The organism is Massilia phyllosphaerae (assembly GCF_034659755.1).
In the GTDB taxonomy this organism is placed as follows: Bacteria; Pseudomonadota; Gammaproteobacteria; order Burkholderiales; family Burkholderiaceae_D; genus Telluria; species Telluria phyllosphaerae.
On sequence record NZ_JAXSQX010000003.1, the window covers coordinates 582,651 to 603,875 of the forward strand.

Annotated in this window: 15 protein-coding genes and 2 tRNA genes; 8 read left to right on the top strand and 9 right to left on the bottom strand. The window is 64.6% G+C overall.

Annotated features, from left to right (window positions below):
* Window positions 1–8: 8 nt before the first annotated feature.
* Together U1H99_RS15230 and U1H99_RS15235 are read right to left on the bottom strand one after the other, a co-directional pair.
* On the bottom strand, window positions 9–377 hold the full coding sequence (locus U1H99_RS15230; protein WP_288431855.1) for a response regulator: 369 nt from the start codon (window positions 375–377) through the stop codon (window positions 9–11).
* The gene (locus tag U1H99_RS15235; protein ID WP_323142565.1) at window positions 374–2,182 is read right to left on the bottom strand and encodes a sensor histidine kinase; all 1,809 of its coding nucleotides are present in this window, start codon (window positions 2,180–2,182) and stop codon (window positions 374–376) included. The genes U1H99_RS15230 and U1H99_RS15235 overlap by 4 nt, the downstream gene beginning before the upstream one ends.
* A gap of 240 nt (window positions 2,183–2,422) precedes the next feature.
* Between U1H99_RS15235 and U1H99_RS15240 the strand changes: the two genes are divergently transcribed.
* Window positions 2,423–3,571, top strand: coding sequence for a GGDEF domain-containing protein (locus U1H99_RS15240; RefSeq protein ID WP_288431857.1), 1,149 nt, complete (start codon window positions 2,423–2,425; stop codon window positions 3,569–3,571).
* A gap of 212 nt (window positions 3,572–3,783) precedes the next feature.
* Window positions 3,784–5,385, top strand: a complete 1,602-nt coding sequence (locus U1H99_RS15245) for a methyl-accepting chemotaxis protein (RefSeq protein ID WP_323142566.1) — start codon at window positions 3,784–3,786, stop codon at window positions 5,383–5,385.
* A 7-nt stretch (window positions 5,386–5,392) separates the two neighbouring features.
* Here the strand turns inward: U1H99_RS15245 and U1H99_RS15250 are convergent, their stop codons facing one another.
* The 4 genes from U1H99_RS15250 to U1H99_RS15265 form a co-directional block, all read right to left on the bottom strand.
* Complete coding sequence (locus U1H99_RS15250; protein WP_323142567.1) at window positions 5,393–6,046, bottom strand: ABC transporter ATP-binding protein; 654 nt, start codon at window positions 6,044–6,046, stop codon at window positions 5,393–5,395.
* Window positions 6,037–7,116, bottom strand: a complete 1,080-nt coding sequence (locus U1H99_RS15255) for a hypothetical protein (protein ID WP_323142568.1) — start codon at window positions 7,114–7,116, stop codon at window positions 6,037–6,039. Before U1H99_RS15255 ends, U1H99_RS15250 begins: the two co-directional genes overlap by 10 nt.
* A 103-nt stretch (window positions 7,117–7,219) precedes the next feature.
* A tRNA-Asp gene (locus U1H99_RS15260) sits at window positions 7,220–7,296 on the bottom strand.
* 40 nt (window positions 7,297–7,336) lie between these two features.
* Window positions 7,337–7,412: transfer RNA gene (locus tag U1H99_RS15265), tRNA-Val, on the bottom strand.
* A 363-nt stretch (window positions 7,413–7,775) separates the two neighbouring features.
* Here U1H99_RS15265 and U1H99_RS15270 point away from each other — a divergent pair.
* The 5 genes from U1H99_RS15270 (at window position 7,776) to U1H99_RS15290 (ending at window position 16,521) form a co-directional block, all read left to right on the top strand.
* Window positions 7,776–9,986, top strand: coding sequence for a TonB-dependent receptor (locus tag U1H99_RS15270; protein ID WP_323142569.1), 2,211 nt, complete (start codon window positions 7,776–7,778; stop codon window positions 9,984–9,986).
* A gap of 412 nt (window positions 9,987–10,398) precedes the next feature.
* Window positions 10,399–12,243, top strand: a complete 1,845-nt coding sequence (locus U1H99_RS15275; RefSeq protein ID WP_323142570.1) for a S8 family peptidase — start codon at window positions 10,399–10,401, stop codon at window positions 12,241–12,243.
* Between the two features lie 202 nt (window positions 12,244–12,445).
* Complete coding sequence (locus U1H99_RS15280) at window positions 12,446–14,296, top strand: S8 family peptidase (RefSeq protein WP_323142571.1); 1,851 nt, start codon at window positions 12,446–12,448, stop codon at window positions 14,294–14,296.
* 162 nt (window positions 14,297–14,458) lie between these two features.
* A complete protein-coding gene (gene dinB, locus U1H99_RS15285) occupies window positions 14,459–15,535 on the top strand; it encodes a DNA polymerase IV (protein WP_323142572.1) in 1,077 nt (358 codons plus the stop codon).
* Window positions 15,536–15,624: 89 nt separating this feature from the next.
* Entirely contained in the window at window positions 15,625–16,521 is an 897-nt protein-coding gene (locus U1H99_RS15290; protein ID WP_141836857.1) for a recombination-associated protein RdgC, read from the top strand.
* 186 nt (window positions 16,522–16,707) lie between these two features.
* Here U1H99_RS15290 and U1H99_RS15295 read toward each other — a convergent pair whose 3' ends face one another.
* Both U1H99_RS15295 and U1H99_RS15300 read right to left on the bottom strand, forming a co-directional pair.
* Complete coding sequence (locus U1H99_RS15295) at window positions 16,708–18,336, bottom strand: catalase (RefSeq protein WP_323142573.1); 1,629 nt, start codon at window positions 18,334–18,336, stop codon at window positions 16,708–16,710.
* A gap of 134 nt (window positions 18,337–18,470) precedes the next feature.
* Window positions 18,471–18,956 carry an asparaginase domain-containing protein gene (locus U1H99_RS15300; protein ID WP_323142574.1) on the bottom strand — a complete coding sequence of 162 codons (486 nt, stop codon included), beginning with the start codon at window positions 18,954–18,956 and terminating at the stop codon, window positions 18,471–18,473.
* 115 nt (window positions 18,957–19,071) lie between these two features.
* On the opposite strand from U1H99_RS15300, the gene U1H99_RS15305 reads away from it, so the two are divergent.
* Window positions 19,072–19,827 carry an L-asparaginase gene (locus U1H99_RS15305; RefSeq protein ID WP_323142575.1) on the top strand — a complete coding sequence of 252 codons (756 nt, stop codon included), beginning with the start codon at window positions 19,072–19,074 and terminating at the stop codon, window positions 19,825–19,827.
* A gap of 123 nt (window positions 19,828–19,950) precedes the next feature.
* Here the strand turns inward: U1H99_RS15305 and U1H99_RS15310 are convergent, their stop codons facing one another.
* Complete coding sequence (locus tag U1H99_RS15310) at window positions 19,951–20,940, bottom strand: D-2-hydroxyacid dehydrogenase family protein (protein ID WP_323142576.1); 990 nt, start codon at window positions 20,938–20,940, stop codon at window positions 19,951–19,953.
* Window positions 20,941–21,225 lie beyond the last annotated feature (285 nt).

Genomic DNA, 21,225 nt, shown 5'->3' on the forward strand with positions numbered 1-21,225 from the left:
CGGCGGTATCAGGCGAAGCACCTGGCGAGGCGCGCCACCAGCTGGCGCGGACTCAGGGGCTTTTCGAGGAATTCGGTGTTGGGCAAGGCACGTGCCCAGTCGCGCTCCTCGAGCGCGGTCATGGACGTCATCACGAAGATCGGGAAGTCGTGGTCCGGATAGGTGGAACGCGCGAGCGGGCACAGGGTGCGTCCGTCCATGCCGTCCATCTGGATGTCGCTGATCAGGGCGTCCGGCAGCTGCTGCGCCATGCAGGCCAGCGCCGCATGGCCGTCGTGCGCGACCGTCACGGCATAGCCGGCCTTTTCGAGTGCCAGGCGCAGCACGCGCGTGACGTGGGGTTCGTCGTCGACGAGCAGGATATGTCGTTGGGTCATAAGGTCACCACGCCGGTGGCTGCGGGCGCAATCTTGAGGTGAATGGAGAAGGTGCTGCCGATGCCGGGTTCGCTGTCGAGCGCGATGCGGCCGTGGTGCAGTTCGACGATCTGCGCCGCCAGGTACAGGCCGAGGCCGTGGCCGCCGCGCGCCACCTTGGCATCGCGCTCGCTGACGCGGTAGAACTTGTCGAAGACGCGCTCGCGGTCGGCGCCGGCGATGCCGATGCCGGTATCGCGCACGCTGATCACGATCTCGTGGTCTTCGTTACGGGCCGACAGCAGCACGCTGCCGCCCGGGCGGTTGTACTTGATGGCATTCGTGAGCAAGTTGTTCAGGGCGATGCGGAACAGGTCCTTGTCGATCGCCACCGCTTCCAGCTCGCGCGGCAGGTCGAGCGACACGCGCAGCTGCTTGCCTTCGGCGCGCGGCAGGGCGTGCTCGTAGGCGTCGCGCAGCAAATCGTCGAGGCGCACGCGGTTGCGTTCCGGGCTCATGCTGCCGGTTTCCAGCTTGCTGACGTTGAGCAGGTTGCCGACCAGCGCATTCATGCGCTCGATCTCGTCCTGGATCACGTTCAGCGATTCGACGCGCAGGGTCTCGTCGTCGGCATCGGCATCGGCCAGGGTTTCGGCGTACATGCCGATCACGTTCAGCGGCGACTTCAGTTCGTGCGAGACGTGGGCGACGAAATCGTTGCCGGCCTGGCGCGCCAGCTGTTCGCGGGTGACGTCGCGCAGCACCACCAGGGTGCCGAAGGCCATCGCGCCGTGGGCCGCCGTGAGCGGCTGTACCGTCGCCGACAGGTACTTGCCTTCGACGTTGGCCGGGGTGAAGTCGACGCTGTGCGCATGCAGGGTGTCGCGCTGGTTGCCGGCATAGCGGGCGAGCAGGGTGCGCAGCGCCGGATCGCGGCACCAGGCATCGACCGGCTGCTCGAGGATGGCGTCGACGGCGACGCCGAGCAGGGGCTCGACCTTGTCCGAGGCGAAGGTCACCAGGCCGCCCGGCGCCAGCATCAGCAGGCCGTCCGGCAGCGACTGCAGGGCGGCGGTCAGCTTCTTGCTGCCGTACTGGAGGACCTGGTTGTCGGCGCTGGCGTTCAGGCTGCCGCGTTCGAGCTGGACGATGCGCTGGCTGGCGAATTGCAGGTAGGCCTGCAGGCTGCCGGCCAGTTCGCGCACGTCGTTGGCGCTCGCCTGTTGTGCAATTCCAACATCGCCGAGCTGGCGCAACTGGCGGCCAAGCGCATCCAGCGGCGCCATTTCGCGCTTGATCACGATATACACCAGCGGTACCAGCAGGAACATCGTCAGCGCCAGCAAGGCCATGAACTGGACGTCGCGCGCCAGCACCGCGTAGCCCGGCTGGTGGAAGCCGACACGCACGAAAGCCTGGCCTGCACTGCGGTCATCGAGTGGGCCATAGAACTCGATCAGTCCGTTCGGCAGGGTGCGCTGGCCGAAGCTGGTGGCCGCTTCCGGCGGCAGTGCGGCGCCCGGCACGAAGGTACCGCGGCCGGCGACGTCGGCCAGCGTACGGCCGTTCGCATCCAGGATGGCGGCATAAGCGAGCTCACCATTGTTCTGGTACGCGAACAGGGTATTCAGTACACTCGGACCCTGGGAGTCACTGTCGAGATATTTGAACGGGATCCTGCTGAGCGCGCGCACGAGGCTGACGCCGCTGGCGCGTACTTCGGCGCTGCGGCTGGACTGCTGGCGATGCACGAGGAGGATGACGACCAAGGCAATGACGACCAATGCGCCTGCAATCAGGGCGATGCCGATGCGGTTGAGTTTCATTCTTTGCAACCTTGTGGCATAAATGTTTCGTCTTGGTAAGGTCTGTCACTATAGAATGGCTGGTTGCTGTAAGGCAAACTGTTTTCAAGTGTGCGCTGCTGTGAAGCAACATATGTCGCCCGGGTCGGGAATCCTGCCGTGCATACCCCCAACTTGAAGTTGTGTAATATAGTTCTTTTGGGAAATATGCGTTATATAAAATATATCGATGCTGTATGGATAGCGCCCCGAGGATAATCAGTGATCGATAATCAAACCTTCATGCTGGCGATCGGTATCGGCAACATTGTGTTTGCCCTGCTGATGGCGGGCTACATGCGCAATGTCGACAATACCCCTGCGCTGCGCTACTGGATGTGGGCACGCCTGCTGGGCGGGGTCGGCCAGGCGTGCTGGTGGCTGGCGCCGGTCGTCAACCTGCCCGTGATCGACGTACTGACGCCGTTCGCCTGGATCGGCGGCGTGATCATCGAAGTGGCCGCTTACTGCCTGTTCTTCGGCATGCCCCACTGGCGCCGCCTGGCTTACCTGGCTGCGCTGGCGTCGGGTCTGGTGCTGGTGGGGGCGATGGCGGCCGGCGTGTCGCGCCTGCAGATGCAATGGATCGTTTCCATCATCATGGCGTGGTTCGCCGCCGGCGCCGCGGTGCTCCTGCTGCGCGAGCGCGGGGCATCGCTGCTGCAACGGATCATCGGCGTCAACGACGCCCTGTTCGCGCTGGCGATCGGGGCCTGGATCGTGTTCGAGCATGGGCGGCTGGACGTCGCCATTACGCCGGTGGGCGGCGCGACCTACCTGCTCAGCTATATGATGATGATCGTCAATGGCTTCGGGTTCCTGTTGCTGTGCAAGCAAAAGGACGACCTGCAGATGCAGCGCCTTGCCACCATCGATGGCCTGACCGACACCCTGAACCGGCGCGCCTTCTTCGAACGCGCCGAAAGCGCGCGCCTGCTGGCGCTGCGCCTGCGCAAGCCGATCGCGCTGATGATGCTCGACCTCGACCATTTCAAGCGCCTGAACGACGGCTTCGGCCACGCCTGCGGCGACGAGGCCCTGCGCGTGTTCGCCGATACCGCGCGCGGCGTGCTGCGCGACCATGACCTGATGGGCCGCCTCGGCGGCGAGGAATTCGCCCTGGCGCTGCCCGGGACCGGACTGGAAGGCGCGCTGCACGCGGCCGAACGCTTGCGCATCGCAGTGGCCGAGGCGCCACTGCTGTCCTGTGCCGGCAGCTACCGGATGACGGTCAGCATCGGCCTGGTAATGATCGACACGGGCGAGGAATTGACGGCGGCGCTGGCCCGCGCCGATCACGCCCTGTATGTGGCGAAGACCAGTGGACGCAACCGCGTCGAAGTCGGACCGGCGATGCTGAAACGGGCGTGAACAGCCTGTAAATCGTGGCATCTGCGCGCCGGATACCTGTCGTAATTTTGCCGCAGGGCATCAAAATTCAGCACTGCGCTGTTATACTGCCTGCGTGCTGCACCAGCCATCCGCGCTGTACCGCAGCCTGACCGGGGCGATCCCCCGGCGTCACCAGCAAGTCTCCTGCGTCGCCGCCTCCGGCGCGCTGCTCCATCAGAAGGAATCCACCCGTGAAGAACCTCAAGATCGGTGCCCGGCTCGGCATCGGCTTTGCCATTGTCCTATCCTTGTTGCTCGTGCTGACCGTGACCGCGCTGGCGCGCATGCAGTCGGCGGGCGACCTGACCTACCGCTTGGTGAATACCAGCATCAAGAACCAGCGCAGCATGGCCGAATGGGGGCGCGTCATCGAATTGAGCGCGGCCCGCCTCGAAACCGCCTATGTGGCGTCCGACATCGCGACCGTCAAGGACATCATCCAGCGCATGAAGGATGCGTCCGGCCGTTCGTCGCAGCTGCAGGAAGAGATCGAAAAGGGGCTGCGCAACGAAGGCGTCAAGGCCCAGCTGAACGTCGTCAAGCAAGAGCGCGCCCGCTACCTGGAAGCGCGCGCAGCCCTGTTCCAGGCCAAGCTGGACGGCAACGCCGAACTGGCGACGCGGGTCTACCACGAGCAGATCCTGCCACGCAATGCGGCCTACCAGGGCGCCATCGCCAAGATGGCGAAGATGCAGATCGAGGCTTCCGACGTCGTCGCCGCCAGCATCCTCGATTCCTACGCCAGCACGCGCACCCTCATGATCGTCCTCGGGCTGGCCGCCATCGGCCTCGGCATCGCCTGCGCCATCCTGATCACGCGTTCGATCACGGTGCCGATCCGCCAGGCCGTGGCGCTGGCCGAAACAGTCGCGTCGGGCGACTTGAGCAGCCGTATCCAGGCCGCCAGCCGCGACGAGACCGGCCAGCTGATGCGCGCGCTGGGCGCGATGAACGACAGCCTGGCCGAAATCGTCGGCCGGGTGCGCAGCGGCACCGGCACCATCACGGTCGCTGCCGGCGAGATCGCGGCCGGCAACCACGACCTGTCCGCGCGTACCGAACAGCAGGCCGGCTCGCTCGAGGAAACCGCGGCCTCGATGGAAGAACTGACCTCCACCGTGAAGCAGAACGCGGAAAATGCGCGCCAGGCCAACACGCTGGCGGCGCAAGCGTCCAGCATCGCCGGCCAGGGCGGCGCGATGGTGGCCGAAGTGGTCGCTACCATGGGATCGATCGATGCCTCGTCGCGCAAGATCGTCGACATCATCAGCGTCATCGACGGCATCGCCTTCCAGACCAATATCCTGGCCCTGAATGCGGCGGTGGAAGCGGCGCGCGCCGGCGAGCAGGGCCGCGGCTTTGCCGTGGTCGCCTCCGAGGTGCGCAACCTGGCCCAGCGTTCGGCCACCGCGGCCAAGGAGATCAAGGCCCTGATCGACGACTCGGTGCAGAAGGTGCAGGCCGGCAGCAGCCAGGTCGACCGCGCCGGCACCACCATGACCGAGATCGTCAGGAGTATCGGCCAGGTGACCGTCATCATGAACGAGATCGCCAACGCCAGCGAAGAGCAGCGCGCCGGCATCGAGCAGGTGAATCACGCGATCGTCGAGATGGACCGCGTGACCCAGCAGAATGCCGCGCTGGTCGAGCAGGCCAGCGCCGCGGCGCAGGCGATGCAGGACCAGGCCGGCGAGCTGGAACAGGTGGTCGGCACCTTCAAGCTGGCGCATGGCGACGTGCGCGGGCAGGCGCGGCACATGACGGCGCCGGCGGGCCGCCTGGCGCTGGCCTGATGCAAACTTAAAGCGGCACCCCGGGCTGCGCGTCCAGGTCCAGCGTCACGGTCGGGGCCACGCGCAGCGCAAGGTGGCTGGTCAGCACGATGCAGCTGGCGCCCGCGGCTGCGCGCCGCGCCAGGTCTTGCTGCAGCACCTCGACCGCCTGCGCATCGAGGCCGTTGAACGGCTCGTCGATCAGCAGCAGCTGCACCGGCAGCGCCAGCGCCAGGGACAGTTGCAGCTTTTTATACTGGCCCAGCGACAGGCCGCCGACCGGCTGGCGCGCCACGTCGGCGATGTGGAACAAATTTAGATTGGCCTGCAGCGCCGCCAGGTCGGCCTGCGGGTACAGGGACAGGTGCAGGTCGAGCCATTCGCCGGCCGTCAGCCAGTCGAGTTCCGGCGCTTCGCCGCCGCAATAAAAGGTGTGGCGGCGGTAGGCGAGGGCGTCGCGCCGGCTGTCGATGCCGTTCAGCCGGATGCTGCCGCCGGCCGGCGCCAGCGCCCCACCCAGCAGTTTCAACAGCGTGGTCTTGCCGCGCCCATTGCGTCCACGCAGCCAGGTCAGGCCCGCGTCCAGGCGCAGGTCCAGGCCGGTGAACACGCTGCGTGTCTTGAAGTGGAAGGCGAGGGCATCGACCTCGATCTGCGGCTGCACTTTATTGTCTAATTCCATATCCTGCTTCCGGTTGCGCACAACACCAGCATGAAGAATGCGACCAGTGCCATGCGGCCGCGCGGCGTGAACGGCGGCGTGCACACCAGCAGCGGCGCCACCATCCAGGCCAGCGCCAGCCAGGCGTAGCCCGCCGTATGGGTCCAGGCGCCGGCCGCCAGCCCGCCCGCGGTGAGCGCCAGCAGGGGCGGCGCCAGTGTGGCCAGCAGCGTGACGCGCGCGCGCCAGCCGAGCGTGCCCGCCATCAGCGGCAGGCCGGCAGTGGCGGCATGCAAGCGCGCCAGCTGGCTGCGCAGCGCATCGTCGGCCTCGTGCACCAGCAGCACCAGCAGCACGCTGGCCATGATCGCGCCGGCCGGACGCGGCAGCAACGCCGGCCCCGCCATCCAGAGCGCGGCCGCCAGGACGGTCCCGCCCAGCAGCGCCGCCTGGCGCAGTCCGGCCAGGCTGCCCTGGCGCCACAGCGGCAGCCAGAACAGGTGATGCCACAGGAAGCGCCAGCCCGGCCGCGGGCGTGCCGCATACCGGGCGGCGCTAGCGCTGGAGGATGCGCGGGGCGGCGCCGGCGGGCGCAGGGCGCCGTGCACCAGCAACCCGCAGGCGCAGGCCCAGGTCAGCAGGAACGAGAGCAAGGTGCCGGCAACGGCGCGCAGCGGCAGCAGCCAGGCCGGGCGCGCGTGCTGGAGCAGCCAGATCGCCAGCGACGCGGCATAGGCCAGCGCCAGCGGCGCCAGCAGCAGGCCGGACACCAGCAGCGAAGCGCGCAGCAGCAGGGTGGGCGGCACCGGCAGCGGCGCCAGCCAGGCCTGCACGGCGGCGGGCAGGATGCGCGGCCGCAGCAGCGCCACGGGCAGGCTCATCGCCAGCGCATGCAGTACCAGCAGGCCGAGGGCAGTCGCAGGCGGATAAGAGGTGAAATACATCGGCGGCAGCGCCGCCACGGCCAGCAGGCCGAGCAGGGCCTGACCGAGCGCCAGCACCACGATTTCGCCGGAACTGCGCAGGCGCGCGGTCAGCTGGGCAAGCGTCTGCAGCGTGAGCCGGATCCGGAACCGGGTGTAGGTGTGCACCAAGATCTTCCTGAGTCAGATTCAGAATAAGCGGAGCAAAATAAGCGGAGCAAAAACGAAAAAAGGCCCGACGAATCGGACCTTTTTCGGTACTACCAAATACTGGCGGAGCGGACGGGGCTCGAACCCGCGACCCCCGGCGTGACAGGCCGGTATTCTAACCAACTGAACTACCGCTCCGTTTTACTCTGATCTTTTCTTCGTGCTTCGAGAGGCTGTCTGGTGGGCGCTGAGAGGCTCGAACTCCCGACCTAATCCTTGTAAGGGATCCGCTCTACCAACTGAGCTAAGCGCCCGGATTCACTATCCAGTCTCTCTGTCAGGCGTTTGTCATCACGTCCGAAGAGGCACGCATCATAGCGTATCCATTTGAAATGATGCAAGGGCTTTACCGAAAAAAGTGAACATTTCGGGTTTGCCCCTGCGCGCCACGCATGCTCGGTGATTGCCGGGTGACTGTTGTTTGGCTGTTGTATGCCTGCGTATGGACTGCGTAATTTCTTGCATAAGCTTATGCACATGCCCGACAATTATGCTTTTACAAACCGGCAATATATAGACGTCAACAAGATGCGTTGCCGGCGCAGGCCGACTTAAGGCGGCCGAAGGAAATAGCGGAGACACGCGGAATTCTTTCACCCTTCCCTTAGGAAAACTCAATGATCAAGATGTCCAAGATGCACAAGCGCGTCGTTGCCGCGCATGGTGCGTTGCTCGCACTGTCCGTCCTGCCGGCTGGCTCCGCCCTGGCCCAGGCAGCCCAGGCCAACGAGCTGCAGACGGTCACCGTGACCGCCCAGCGCCGTACCGAAAACATCAAGGAAGTGCCGGTATCGGTCTCCGCCATCAAGGGCGAACGGCTGGACGTGCTGGTATCGGGCGGCGACGACATCCGTCTGCTGGCCGGTAAAGTGCCGAGCCTGAACATCGAGTCTTCCAACGGCCGCACCTTCCCGCGTTTCTATATCCGTGGCTACGGCAACACCGACTTCTCGTTGTTCGCCTCGCAGCCGGTGTCGCTGATCGTCGACGACATCGTGCAGGAAAACCCGATCCTGAAAGGCTTCCCGATCTTCGACGTCGCCGGCGTCGAAGTGCTGCGCGGCCCGCAGGGCACCCTGTTCGGCCGTAACACCCCGGCCGGCGTGGTCAAGATCGAATCCGAAAAGCCGAACCTGAAGAAGGTCGAGGGCTACTACAACCTGTCGTACGGCACCCACGGGACCGCCAACGTCGACGGCGCCGTCAACGTGCCGCTGTCGGACAAGTGGGCGATGCGCGTCTCGACCCTGCGCCAGCACCGTGACGACTACGTCGACAACTACAGCGACGTGGCGAAAACCAACAAGACCGGCGAGCTGGACGGCTACAACGAACACGCCGAGCGCGTGCAGTTCCTGTACAGCCCGGATTCGACCTTCAACGCGCTGTTCAACGTGCACCAGCGCACCACCACCGGCAGCGCGCGCCTGTTCCGCGCCAACCTGATCGGGCGCGGCACCAACGGCTTCGCGCCGGGTACCGACCTCGACAGCCTGGTCAGCAACGCCCTCAACGGCCAGGACCTGAAGACGCAAGGCGCCAACATGCGCCTGTCGTGGGACCTGGGCGCGGTCAAGCTGTACTCGATCACCGGCTACGAGACCGTCAACCACTACAACAGCCGCGGCGACATCGACGGCGGCGTCCCGGGCCAGACGGGCGTGCCTTTCCAGGTGCAGACCGCCAGCCGCATGACCGACCTGAAGCAGTATTCGCAGGAGTTCCGTGTCGAATCGAAGAACGCGGGTCCGCTGAACTGGCAGGCCGGCCTGTACTACTTCGATGAGGATGCGACCGGCGGCAGCGACAACTTCAACAACGCCCAGCAGCAGACCTCGCGCGTGGTCTCGAACCAGAAGAACAAGGCCTGGGCCGCCTTCGGTTCCGTGAACTACACGGTCAGCGACGACCTCACCGTGCGCGGCGGTATCCGCTACACCGACGACAAGAAGGATTTCACTACCCTCGAGCATACCAACGTCACCCTGATCGGACCGGCCGGCGTCAGCGAGAGCAAGAGCAAGGTCAGCTGGGACCTGTCGGGTACCTATAAACTCAACCGCGACGTGAACGCCTACGCCCGCGTGGCGACCGGCTTCCGCGCCCCGAGTATCGCCGCCGCGTCGGCGACCGTGCCGGTCACCGTGGCCGATGCCGAAACCATCACCTCGTACGAAGCCGGCATCAAGGCCGACCTGTTCGAGCGCCGCGCCCGCGCCAACTTCTCGATCTATGACTACGAAGTCAAGAACCAGCAGCTGACCGTGGTGGGTGGCAACTCGAACATCACCAAGCTGATCAACGCCAACAAGACCAAGGGCCAGGGCGCCGAGTTCGACGTCGAAGGCATCGTCAGCCCGTCGCTGCGCCTGACCGGCAGCGCCAGCTACAACTTCACCAAGATCGAAGACCCGAACCTGTACGTGACCCGTTCCACGACCGGCACCGTCACCGATCCGGTCGGCGCCAACGGCCTGGTGTCGATCAACGGCAACCCGCTGCCGCAGGCACCGAAGTGGATCTTCAACGCCACCGCGCGCTACAGCATCCCGATGGGCGACGGCGAGTTCTTCGTCTTCACAGACTGGTCCTACCGTACGAAGATCAATTTCTTCCTGTACGAAGCAGTCGAGTACACCGGCAAGCCGCTGACCGAAGGCGGCCTGCGCGTGGGCTACAACTGGGCCGGCGGCAAGTATGAAATCGCCGCCTTCGGCCGCAACATCCTCGACCAGCGCCGCATCACCGGCGCCATCGACTTCAACAACCTGACCGGTTTCACCAACGAGCCGCGCACCTACGGTGTGCAGTTCAAGGGCAACTTCTGATCCCGTCAGCTGTGTGACGAAAAAGGCCGCGAGCAATCGCGGCCTTTTTTATTTGTCACAGAATAGTGTGGCCTATTTGCTATGACTCAATACGATTGTGACATTTCGTGATCTGGAAGTACTGACGATTGTGTGATTTTTTGGCGTTGTTTAGGCAATATTTCATTCTGTTTAGTTGATCCGGCGCCGAAGAATCTAGGTTTTTACGCAAATACTGGGTTTTTGTGTTGTATATGCATTGAATACAATTGTGAAATTCATCCACACATTGCTGAGCAGGAGTAGTCTGGTTTGTCCGCTGTCAAGACGGACGCCCGGTGTATCGATGCCGCACCGGGACAATCAGATCTCAAGCATTAAGGTGCTTGCGGAAACCTAAAGCTTTTGTGTTTTTCTTACCTAAGGAAGAAACATGAAGTCTCAGCAATCGATGTATCCCGCAGTGTTGAAATTGTGCGCCGCAGCCGTCCTCGGCCTGGGTGCCGGGGCCGCCTGCGCGGGCGTGTCCGTGAACGACGCCGCCACGCCCGCCGCGCGCGGCATGGCAATCGTGGAGCAGACCGATCGCATCATCGTCAAGTACAAGGACGAAGCCGCACCGGTGGCGGTCAAGGCCGGCAAGGCATCTGCCGCCTCCGCGCTGTCCGTTGCGCCACTGTCGAGCGCACGCAAGGCCGTGCTCGACCGCGCCGGCCAGCAGTTCGGCTTCCTGATGAAGGAATCGCACCGCATCGGCACCGGCGCCCGCGTGATCAAGCTCGACCGCAAGACCACGCTGGCCGACGCCGCCAAGCTGGCCGCCGAGGTGGCCGCGCGCGATCCGAACGTCGAATACGCCGAGCCGGACCGCATCATGAAACCGCTGCTGACGCCGAACGATTCGATGTACACCCAGCAGTGGGACCTGTACGAAGCCACCGGCGGCATGAACCTGCCGGCGGCCTGGGACAAGTCGACCGGATCGGGCATCCGCGTCGCCGTGATCGACACCGGCTATCGTCCGCACGCCGACCTGTCGGGCCAGATCCTGGCCGGCTATGACTTCATTTCCGACGCCACCATCGCCAACGACGGCGGCGGCCGCGACAGCGACGCCAGCGATCCGGGCGACTGGACCGCCGCCGGCGAATGCGGCGCCGGCGAGCCGGCCTCGAACTCGAGCTGGCACGGCACCCACGTGGCCGGCACCATCGCCGCGCTCACCAACAACGGCAGCGGCGTGGCCGGCGTCGCCTTCGGCGCCAAGATCGTGCCGGTGCGCGTGCTCGGCAAGTGCGGCGGCTACACCTCCGACATCGCCGACGGCATCATCTGGGCCTCGGGCGGCACCGTGTCCGGCGTGCCGAACATCGCGGCGCGTGCGCAGGTGATCAACATGTCGCTGGGCGGCGGCGGCGCCTGCGACACCACCACCCAGAACGCCATCAACGGCGCCCGTTCGCGCGGCACCGTGGTCGTGGTCGCGGCCGGCAACGAGGCGCAGAACGCCAGCAACAGCAGCCCGGCCAACTGCTCGGGCGTGATCACGGTGGCGGCGACCAACCGCTCCGGCGGCCGCGCGTCCTACTCGAACTACGGCACCATCGTCGACGTGGCAGCGCCGGGCGGCGACAGCGGCGCAGCCATCCTGTCGACCCTGAACGCCGGCACCAAGGCGCCGGGCGCCGACAGCTATGCCGGCTACATGGGCACCTCGATGGCGACCCCGCACGTGGCCGGCGTGGTGGCGCTGATGCTGGCGAAAAACGCGGCGCTGACGCCGGACGAGGTCGAAGCCCGCCTGAAGTCGAGCGCGCGCGCCTTCCCGGCCTCGTGCAGCGGCTGCGGCGCCGGCATCGTGAATGCCTCGGCCGCGGTCGACGCCGCCACCGGCAGCAGCACCAGCACCGGTCCGACGGTCTCGGAAGCCGAGTCGAACAACACGCTCAGCACCGCCAACAGCGTGACCACCACCGGCACCACCGTCAATGGCACCATGGCCAGCACCTCGGACACCGACTACTTCGTGGTGCAGGTCCCGGCCGGCAAGACCCTGAGCGCCGTGCTGACCCCGAACGCGAGCTCGGACTACGACCTGTACATCTACAACAATGCGGGCACCCAGCTGGCACTGAGCGAAAACGGCGCCGGCGCGGTAGACAGCGCCAGCTCGGCCAACACCGGCAGCACGACCGCGGCACGCTACGTGCGCGTGGTGTACTACAGCGGCGGTACCGGCTCGACCAGCGGCAAGTACACCCTGAAGCTGTCCTGGTAAAGTCGCGACGCTTGTTGTTGCTTTGATTAGAAGGTGCTCCCCGGAGCGCCTTTTTTTGTTTATATGATCACTTTTTCGTTAGTAATCAATAACTTGACAAAAATTTTCCCGTTGCGAACGTCACTAAAGCAGACTCAACGCTAGCATTCTCGGCTAGGCTTGCGGGTTCGGCTCATCAAGAGTAACCCCGAGAGGAAGCAGAATGACACAGCACAGCAAGATCGCCACCGTGTTGAAGTTTTGCATGGCGGCGCTCGCCGTCAGCGGCCCGCTGGCCGCCAGCGCAGGCCAGCAGGACGCGGCGAACCCGACCCGTTACATCACCCAGACCGACCGCCTGATCGTCCGCTACAAGGACGCCGTCGACACCTCGCGCCTGAAGGCGCCGGCCGCCGTGCCGGCGAATGCGCTGTCGGCCGCACGCCAGGCCGTGATCGACCGTGCCGGCCAGCAGTTCGGCATGACCCTGCGCGCGCTGCGCGCGACCGCGACCGGCGCCAACGTGCTGCAGCTCAGCCGCACCATGTCGCTGGCCGAGGCCAGGCAGCTGGCGGCGGAACTCAAGGCGCGCGACGCCAGCGTCGACTACGCCGAGCCGGACCGCATCATGACCGCGATGGCGGTCCCGAACGATCCCAGCTACAGCCAGCAATGGGACCTGTACGAAGCCACCGGCGGCATCAACGTGACCGGCGCCTGGGACCGCTCGACCGGCAGCGGCATCAACGTCGCCGTGATCGACACCGGCTACCGTCCGCACGCCGACCTGTCCGGCCAGATCCTGCAAGGCTACGACTTCATCGCCAGCACCAGCATCGCCAACGACGGCAACGGCCGCGACAGCGACGCCAGCGACCCGGGCGACTGGACCCCGGCCGGCAGCTGCGCGGCGGGCGTCCCGGGCCAGGACCAGGCCTCGAGCTGGCACGGCACCCACGTGGCCGGCACCATCGCCGCGCGCGCCAACAACGGCGTGGGCATCGCCGGCATCGCCTACAACGCGAAGATCGTCCCGGCGCGCGTGCTGGGCCGCTGCGGCGGCTATACCTCCGACATCGCCGACGCCATCGTCTGGGTCTCGGGCGGCAGCGTCAACGGCGTGCCGGCCAACGCCAACAAGGCACGCGTGCTGAACCTGTCGCTGGGCGGCAGCGGCAGCTGCGACACGACCACCCAGAATGCCATCAACGGCGCCCGTTCGCGCGGCGCCGTGGTGGTGGTCGCCGCAGGAAATTCGAACGTCGACGCCGCCAACTCGAGCCCGGCCAACTGCGCCGGCGTGATCGCGGTGGCGGCGGTCGGCCGCAGCGGCGGCAAGGCCTCGTACTCGAACTACGGCAGCGTGGTCGACGTGGCGGCGCCGGGCGGCGACAACGGCGCCGGCATCCTGTCGACGCTCAACAGCGGTACCTCGACACCGGCCGCCGACAGCTACGCCTACTACATGGGCACCTCGATGGCCACCCCGCACGTGGCCGGCGTGGCCGCGCTGATGCTGGCGGCGAATCCGAACCTGACCCCGGACCAGGTCGAGGCGACGCTGAAATCCACGGCGCGCGCCTTCCCGGCCGCCTGCAACGGCTGCGGCGCCGGCATCGTCGATGCCCAGGCCGCCGTCAACGCGGCGCTGGCAGGCACCTCCTCGCCGGCCCCGGCCGTGACCTGGACCAGCTGCGCGCCCGAAGGCGGCACCTGCTCGTTCAGCGGTACACGCGAAGTGCGCTACGGCGCCAACAACAGCTTCGTGACGAAGGTCGTCACCGGCTCGACCGCGTGCACCAATGCCGTGTTCGGCGACCCGATCCCGAACGTGGTCAAGTCGTGCAGCTATTCGAGCGCGACCGTGGAAGCGCCGGCACCGGTGACCTGGACCGCGTGCGCGAACGAGGGCGGCACCTGTTCGTTCAGCGGTACGCGCGAAGTGCGCTACGGCGCCAACAACAGCTTCGTGTCGCGCGTGTTCACCGGCTCGGCGGCTTGCTCGAATGCGACCTTCGGCGATCCGCTGCCGAACGTGGTCAAGGCGTGCAGCTATTCCAGCTCGACCCGTTGAATTGTGGCGTAACGTCCATGCATGACGCCGCGTGGGCACGGCGTGCCCACCCTACGATGCCGTGGAAGCCGTAGGGTGGGCTCCCCGAGCCCACGCTGACATCGGCAGAACGCACATCTTGCATCTGCGTATCAATTCAGTGATACTGTATGCAATTACAGTATGAACGCTCCCGTCCGCAAGATCATCCACTGCGATTGCGATTGTTTCTACGCGTCCGTCGAGATGCGGGACGACCCGTCGCTGCGCGGCCGGCCGCTGGCGGTGGGCGGGCGCCATGACCAGCGCGGCGTGATCGCCACCTGCAATTACGAAGCGCGCCGCTACGGCATTCATTCGGCGATGGCGACGGCCCAGGCCATCAAGCTGTGCCCGGACCTGCTGGTGATCCCGCCGAATATGGAAAAGTATCGGATCGCCTCGCGCCAGATCATGGAGATCTACCAGGACTACACCGAACTCGTGGAGCCGCTGTCGCTGGACGAAGCCTATCTCGACGTGACGGCATCGCCCCACTGCAAGGGCAGCGCCACCCTGATAGCGCAGGAGATCCGGCGCCGCATTTTCGAGACCGTCGGCATCACGGCCTCGGCCGGCGTGGCGCCGAACAAGTTCGTGGCCAAGATCGCCAGCGACTGGAACAAGCCGGACGGCCTGTTCCTGGTGCGGCCCGACGAAGTCGATGCCTTCGTCGCGGTGCTGCCGGTGAAAAAGCTGCACGGCGTCGGCAAGGTCACCGCCGCCAAGATGAACCGCCTGGGCCTGGACACCTGCGGCGACCTGCGCCAATGGCCGATCGCGAAGCTGCAGGAGCACTTCGGTTCCTTCGGGACCCGGTTGTACGAGCTGAGCCGCGGGATCGACCACCGCGACGTGAATCCGGTGCGCGAGCGGAAGTCGATCAGCACCGAGGAAACCTATACGCCGGACGTGCCCGACCTGGCCGCCTGCGTGGCGTTGCTGCCGGAATTGATGGAGCATTTGCAGGGCCGCATCAAGCGCAACGGCGCCGAACGTTTCATCAATAAACTGTTCGTGAAAATTAAATTTTCCGACTTCCAGCAGACGACGGTCGAGTGCGTCGGCTATGCGCCGAACCTGGAGATCTTTGCACGGCTGCTGGAAACCGGCTGGCTGCGCGCCAGCCGTCCGGTGCGCCTGCTGGGCGTCGGCGTACGCCTCAGCGACACCGAGGTCGTCGAACAGCTCAAGCTGTTTGACGAACCTGCAACACATTAAAAAAGCCTGCCCTGTCACGTGAAATGAGCCACGCGGCAGCGTGTAGAATGTCGTTCCCCTGGATTTTAGAGATAACCGAAAGCAACTTTATGTGGTTCAAGAATCTTCAGATTTACCGCCTGCCCGCTCCCTGGGCCTATACCCCTGAACAGCTGGAAGAAGCGCTGGCGTCGCAAGCCTTCGTGCCGGCCAACAGCAACGAACTGCTGCAGCAGGGCTGGGATTCGCCGCGCGGCAACGGCAAGCTGGTGCACGTGGTGAACAAGCAGATGCTGATGATGCTGGGCACCGAAAAGAAACTGCTGCCGAGCTCGGTCATCAACCAGGTCGCCAAGGCCAAGGCCGCCGAGCTGGAAGAGCAGCAGGGCTTCCCGCCGGGCAAGAAGGCGATGAAAGAACTGAAGGAACGCGTGGCGGATGAGCTGTTGCCGCGCGCATTTTCGATCCGCGGCAATACCTGGGCCTGGATCGACCCGGTCAACGGCTGGCTGGTGGTCGACGCGGCCAGCCCGAACAAGGCCGACGACATCATCAAGCTGCTGCTGAAAGCAGTCGACAAGATGCCGCTGGAATCGGTGCGTGTGCAAAGTTCGCCGGTGGCGGTCATGACCGGCTGGCTGGAATCGGACGAGGCGCCGTACAACTTCACGATCGACCAGGATACGGAATTGCGCGCCACCGGCGAGAGCAAGGCCACCGTGCGTTACGTGAAGCACTCGCTGGATCCGGAAGACATCCGCCGCCACATCGCCGGCGGCAAGCAGTGCACCCGCCTGGCCATGACCTGGAACAGCCGCATCTCCTTCGTGCTGACCGAACAGCTGGCGATCAAGAGCATCAAGCCGCTGGACGTGATCAAGGAAGGCGAAACCATCACCTACAGCGACGACGAGCGTTTCGATAACGACATCATGCTGATGACCGGCGAGCTGGCCAAGATGCTGGCGGACCTGGTGGAAGCGCTGGGTGGGGAAGCAAAAGCTTAAGGTAGACCAGGTAGGGTGGACGGGTTTCCCGTCCACGCGTTCAAATCCTGTATGAACAGAGGTTTCGGCCAATCGAAAGCCAGTAGAACGCGTGGACGGCAGAGCCGTCCACCCTACGTAGCGCTTGCTATATGAAAAACGGCCCGGATTCGCATCCGGGCCGTTTGCATTTTCAGACGCGAACGATTACTTGGCCGCAGCCACTTCCTCGGTGGTCGAAGGCTCCTTCACGCCGCCGGTGTCGCCGTTTTCCGACTGTCCGCTGGTATAGGTCGCACCCTGGCGATTCGCGTGCGGTGCCGGCTTGCCCGGCAGCGGGGGCAGTGCTTTCGCCTTTTCCAGGTCGATGCCGGCGATCTCGGCCACGCGGCGGCCATAATCCTCGTCGCAATGCCACAGGTGCCAGACCATGCGCAGCTGGATTACTTCCGGGCATTTCTTGAGGTCGCCGCCGACGTTGGCGACCAGGTCGTCGCGCTCCCAGTCCTCGAAGCTGCGGTAGCGGTCGCCGGCCTGCTTGTAGTCGGCGGCGGTGCTGGTGGTCTGGTAGCGGCCCAGGTGGCCCTGCACGTACTGGTGATAATCCTTCTCGGGCTGCGGCGCTTCCTGCAGGCCGCCGATCAGGCTCGGTTCGTAGTTCAGGTGCTTGTTCTCGCCGCCATCGTCGATCGCATACGCCATCTGGCCATCGCGCTGGTTGGTGCGGGCGCGCGCCTTTTCTTGCGGCGCATTGATCGGCAGCTGCAGGTAGTTGGGGCCGACGCGGTAGCGCTGGGTATCAGAGTAGGACAGGGTACGCCCCTGCAGCATCTTGTCGTCCGAGAAGTCGATGCCGTCGACCAGCACGCCGGTACCGAAGGCCGATTGCTCGGTTTCAGCGAAGACATTGTCCGGGTTCTTGTTCAGCACCATGCGGCCCACCTTCAGCAGCGGGAACTGGTCTTCCGGCCAGCGCTTGGTGTCGTCCAGCGGGTCGAAATCGAGTTCCGGGTGCTCGCCGTCGCTCATCAGCTGCACGCACAGTTCCCATTCCGGATAGTCGCCGCGCTCGATCGCATCGTACAGGTCGCGCGTGGCGTGGCTGGTGTCGTGGGCCTGGATCTCGGCGGCCTGCTGCGAGGTCAGGTTGCGCACGCCCTGCTTGGGCTGCCAGTGGAATTTGACCAGGTGGGCGATGCCCTGGTCGTTCACCAGCTTATAAGTGTTGACGCCGGAACCTTCCATCTCGCGGTAGTTGGCCGGGATACCCCATGGGCTCTTGACCCAGGTAACCATGTGCAGCGATTCCGGATGATTCGCAATGAAGTCGTAGAAGCGCCACGGTTCCTGCTGGTTGGTGACCGGGTCCGGCTTGAAGGCGTGGATCATGTCCGGGAACTTGATCGCGTCGCGGATGAAGAACACCTTCAGGTTGTTGCCGACCAGGTCCCAGTTGCCCTCGACGGTTTTCAGCTTGATGGCGAAACCGCGCGGATCGCGCGCCGTTTCCGGGGATTCCTTGGCGCCGATCACGGTCGAAAAGCGCAGGAAGACAGGGGTCTGTACGCCGGTTTCGGTCAGGACCTTGGCGCGGGTATATTTGGTGGCGGGTTCGTCGCCGATGGTGCCATAGGCTTCGAAGAAGCCGTGGGCACCGGTGCCGCGTGCATGCACGACGCGCTCGGGGATACGTTCGCGGTCGAAATGCGTGATCTTTTCGATGAACTGGTAGTTCTCGAGGGTCGCCGGGCCGCGTTCACCCACTGAACGCAGCGACTGGTTGTCGCGGACGGGGTGGCCTTGGCGGGTGGTTAACGTGGGACGCTGCTCATTCATCGCTTGTTCCTCCTGCTTTCATGGGAAAGCAATTATAAAAAGGGACGAAAATGCGCAGCGTTCTGGAGCCTTTAGGAAAGGTGCATTGTCAAGTGCCAGATTTGACGATCGGGCGCCCGGTCAGGCCGACCCGGTCAGGCTGACTGGAAGACACCGGCTGCGCGGTTCTTGGTCACATTGTCCCAACTAAAAATCTTGCCGTTCATTGCCACATACACGCCGGGCGGCAGGACCTGGGCCACGCCGCAGGCGAAGCCGAAGTTGAACAGCGCATCCGAATTGGCGATTTCGTAGGGAATCATGGCGCCGGTGAACACGATGGTCTTGTCGTTCACGGCCGCACCCAGCACCTCGGCGGTTTCGCGCATGGTGTCGGTGCCGTGCACGATGACGATCGCCCTTTCCGGCGCTGCCTGGCAGGCGCCCAGCACGCGCTGGCGGTCGGCATCCTGCATCTCGAGCGAGTCCAGCAGGGAAACGACTTCGAGCTCGACCGGGATGGTCATGCGCGTGCGTTTGATAACGTCCGGCAAATGGCTCTCGGCAAAGCCGAGAACACCGTTGAGCTCGTTGTAATGTTTGTCGAAAGTGCCGCCGGTGGCGATGATCCGCAAAGTCATGATGGTTTGGAAAGGCAGTGAAAAAAGGTGGGTAATGATAGCCGCAAACGGTAGTGTACCCCCATGGGTCTGCGCTAAAATCGGCAGGATTGGATGAGCATACTGATCGCCCCACATGAAACCCGTCGCCCCCGGAACCGTCATTTTTCACCGCCATCGCGGCTATGGCGTCATCACCCACGTCAACCTGCTGACCGGCTGGATTTCTGCACGTTTCGGCAATGAATCGCGTCCGCTCGACCTCAACTTGTCGACCGACGACGTACAGCACGCCGATGGCGAAGCGATCCGCTTCCGCCGCTCGCCGCCGGACCGCATGCCGCACGCGCGCCTGATGGCGATGGTGCGCGACCTGCACATGGCCGGCTATGAAAGGCTGTACCTGCATTCCTGGCCGAAGGCGTCCGGCCTGCACTGGCGCTGGCACCTGTTTACAGGCCAGCGCGACTGGATGCAGCGCCCCTGGCGCGAAGGCTGGTACGGTTCGGGCGCCGACTACAACGGCAATCCGGTGATGGGCTGGGGCGACGCCCCCGGCGCCACCACCGAGGAACTGATTCACGCGCTGGCCAAGTTCGACCCCGAAGGCCTGGCGCGCGCGCTCGGCCGCGACGAAGACCACACCGCCTGGTTCGCCGGCGTATGCGATGCTTTGTTGCCGGGTTACATGTACAGCTTCGACATGGCGCCATCGAAAGACGGCGGCCTGATCGAGATGCCGCCGGTACCCGTGGTGCCGGTGCGCGCCGGCTTGCCGGCATATGCCGGGCCGGCCATTTCCTGGCCACCGGGCTGGGCCGGCCTGTGGACCCGCCGCCACGAAATGCCGATGCGCAAGCCGAATTTCACGGGCGAGCCGGAGCTGGGCTAAGCTGCTGGCGAATCATCGACCGCTTGAACGCGTGGACGGGAAATCCGTCCACCCTACCCGTAACGTTAGCGTCACCAGTAGGGTGGACAGCTCCGCTGTCCACGCGTTCAACCGGCGTATGCATTACTGCGTCAATGCTTCGGGATTCAGGATATTGGTCGGGTTTCCGTTGGCGAAATTCACCACGTTCTCGAACGCCGCCCGGAAATACATCTCGTAGCTGTCCTTCTCGACATAGCCCAAGTGCGGCGTTGCCAGCACCACCGGCATCTTCAACAGTTCAGCTTCGGCCGGTAGGGGTTCGCTGGTGAACACATCCAGCGCCGCCTGCCCCGGCCGCCCCTGCTGCAGCGCCGTTTCCAGCGCGCCTTCGGCCACCAGTTCGGCCCGGCTCGTATTCACGAACAGCGCATCCGGCTTCATGCGCGCCAGGTCCGCTGCTGTCACGATGCCGCGCGTGGCATCGGCCAGGCGCAGGTGCAGGCTGAGCACGTCGGCATCCTCGAAGAACGCTTCGCGCGACGGTGCCGCGATAAAACCATCGGCCTCGGCCGCCGCCCGGCTCTTGTCGCTGCCCCACACCATGACCCGCATGCCGAACACCTTGCCGTACCCGGCCAGCAGACGTCCGATCTTGCCGTAACCCCAGATCGCCAGGGTACGTCCACGCAGCACGCGTCCCAGCCCGTTCAGGTCGGGGTTGATCGACGCCGTCTGCCACAAGCCATCCTTCAGGTTGTTTGCGTACGGGACGATACGGCGCGACGCCGCCATGATCAGCGTCCAGGTCAGCTCGGCCGGCGCCACCGGCGAACCGACGCCTTCGGCAATCGCGATGCCGCGCTCGCTTGCCGCCGCCACGTCGACGTGGCCGGACACCTTGCCGGTCTGCGAGATCAGTTTCAGGTTCGGCAGTTTTGCCAGCAGCGCGTGCGACAGGGCGGTGCGCTCGCGGATCAGGACCAGGGCATCGAAGGGCGCCAGCCGGATCGCCATCTGGCCGAGTCCGCGCACGCTGTGCTGGAACACCTTGACCTCATGCCCGTCCAGTAATTTGAAACAGTCGAGCTTGCGGACTGCATCCTGGTAATCGTCGAGAATCGCTATTTTCATGGGAGTTCGCTGAAGTTTGTTTGTTGGACGTAATGAAATGACAGGATCTGAAAAAGCAAAAATAGCCTACTACATTAGTCAACCAAAATTCCTACATTTTTGTTGTTGAAGCATTTGAAACGCATTGGTACGGGTGTAGAATCCATCAGAAATAAGAGACCGCGATGTCTGATTGATATCTTTTGCGGCCAGTACGATATACGTCCATCGTCCGCATCGCGAACCCTGCAGGGCAGCCGCGTCCGGATAAGACAACAGGGACCGCGAAACGCTGCAGCGCGCACA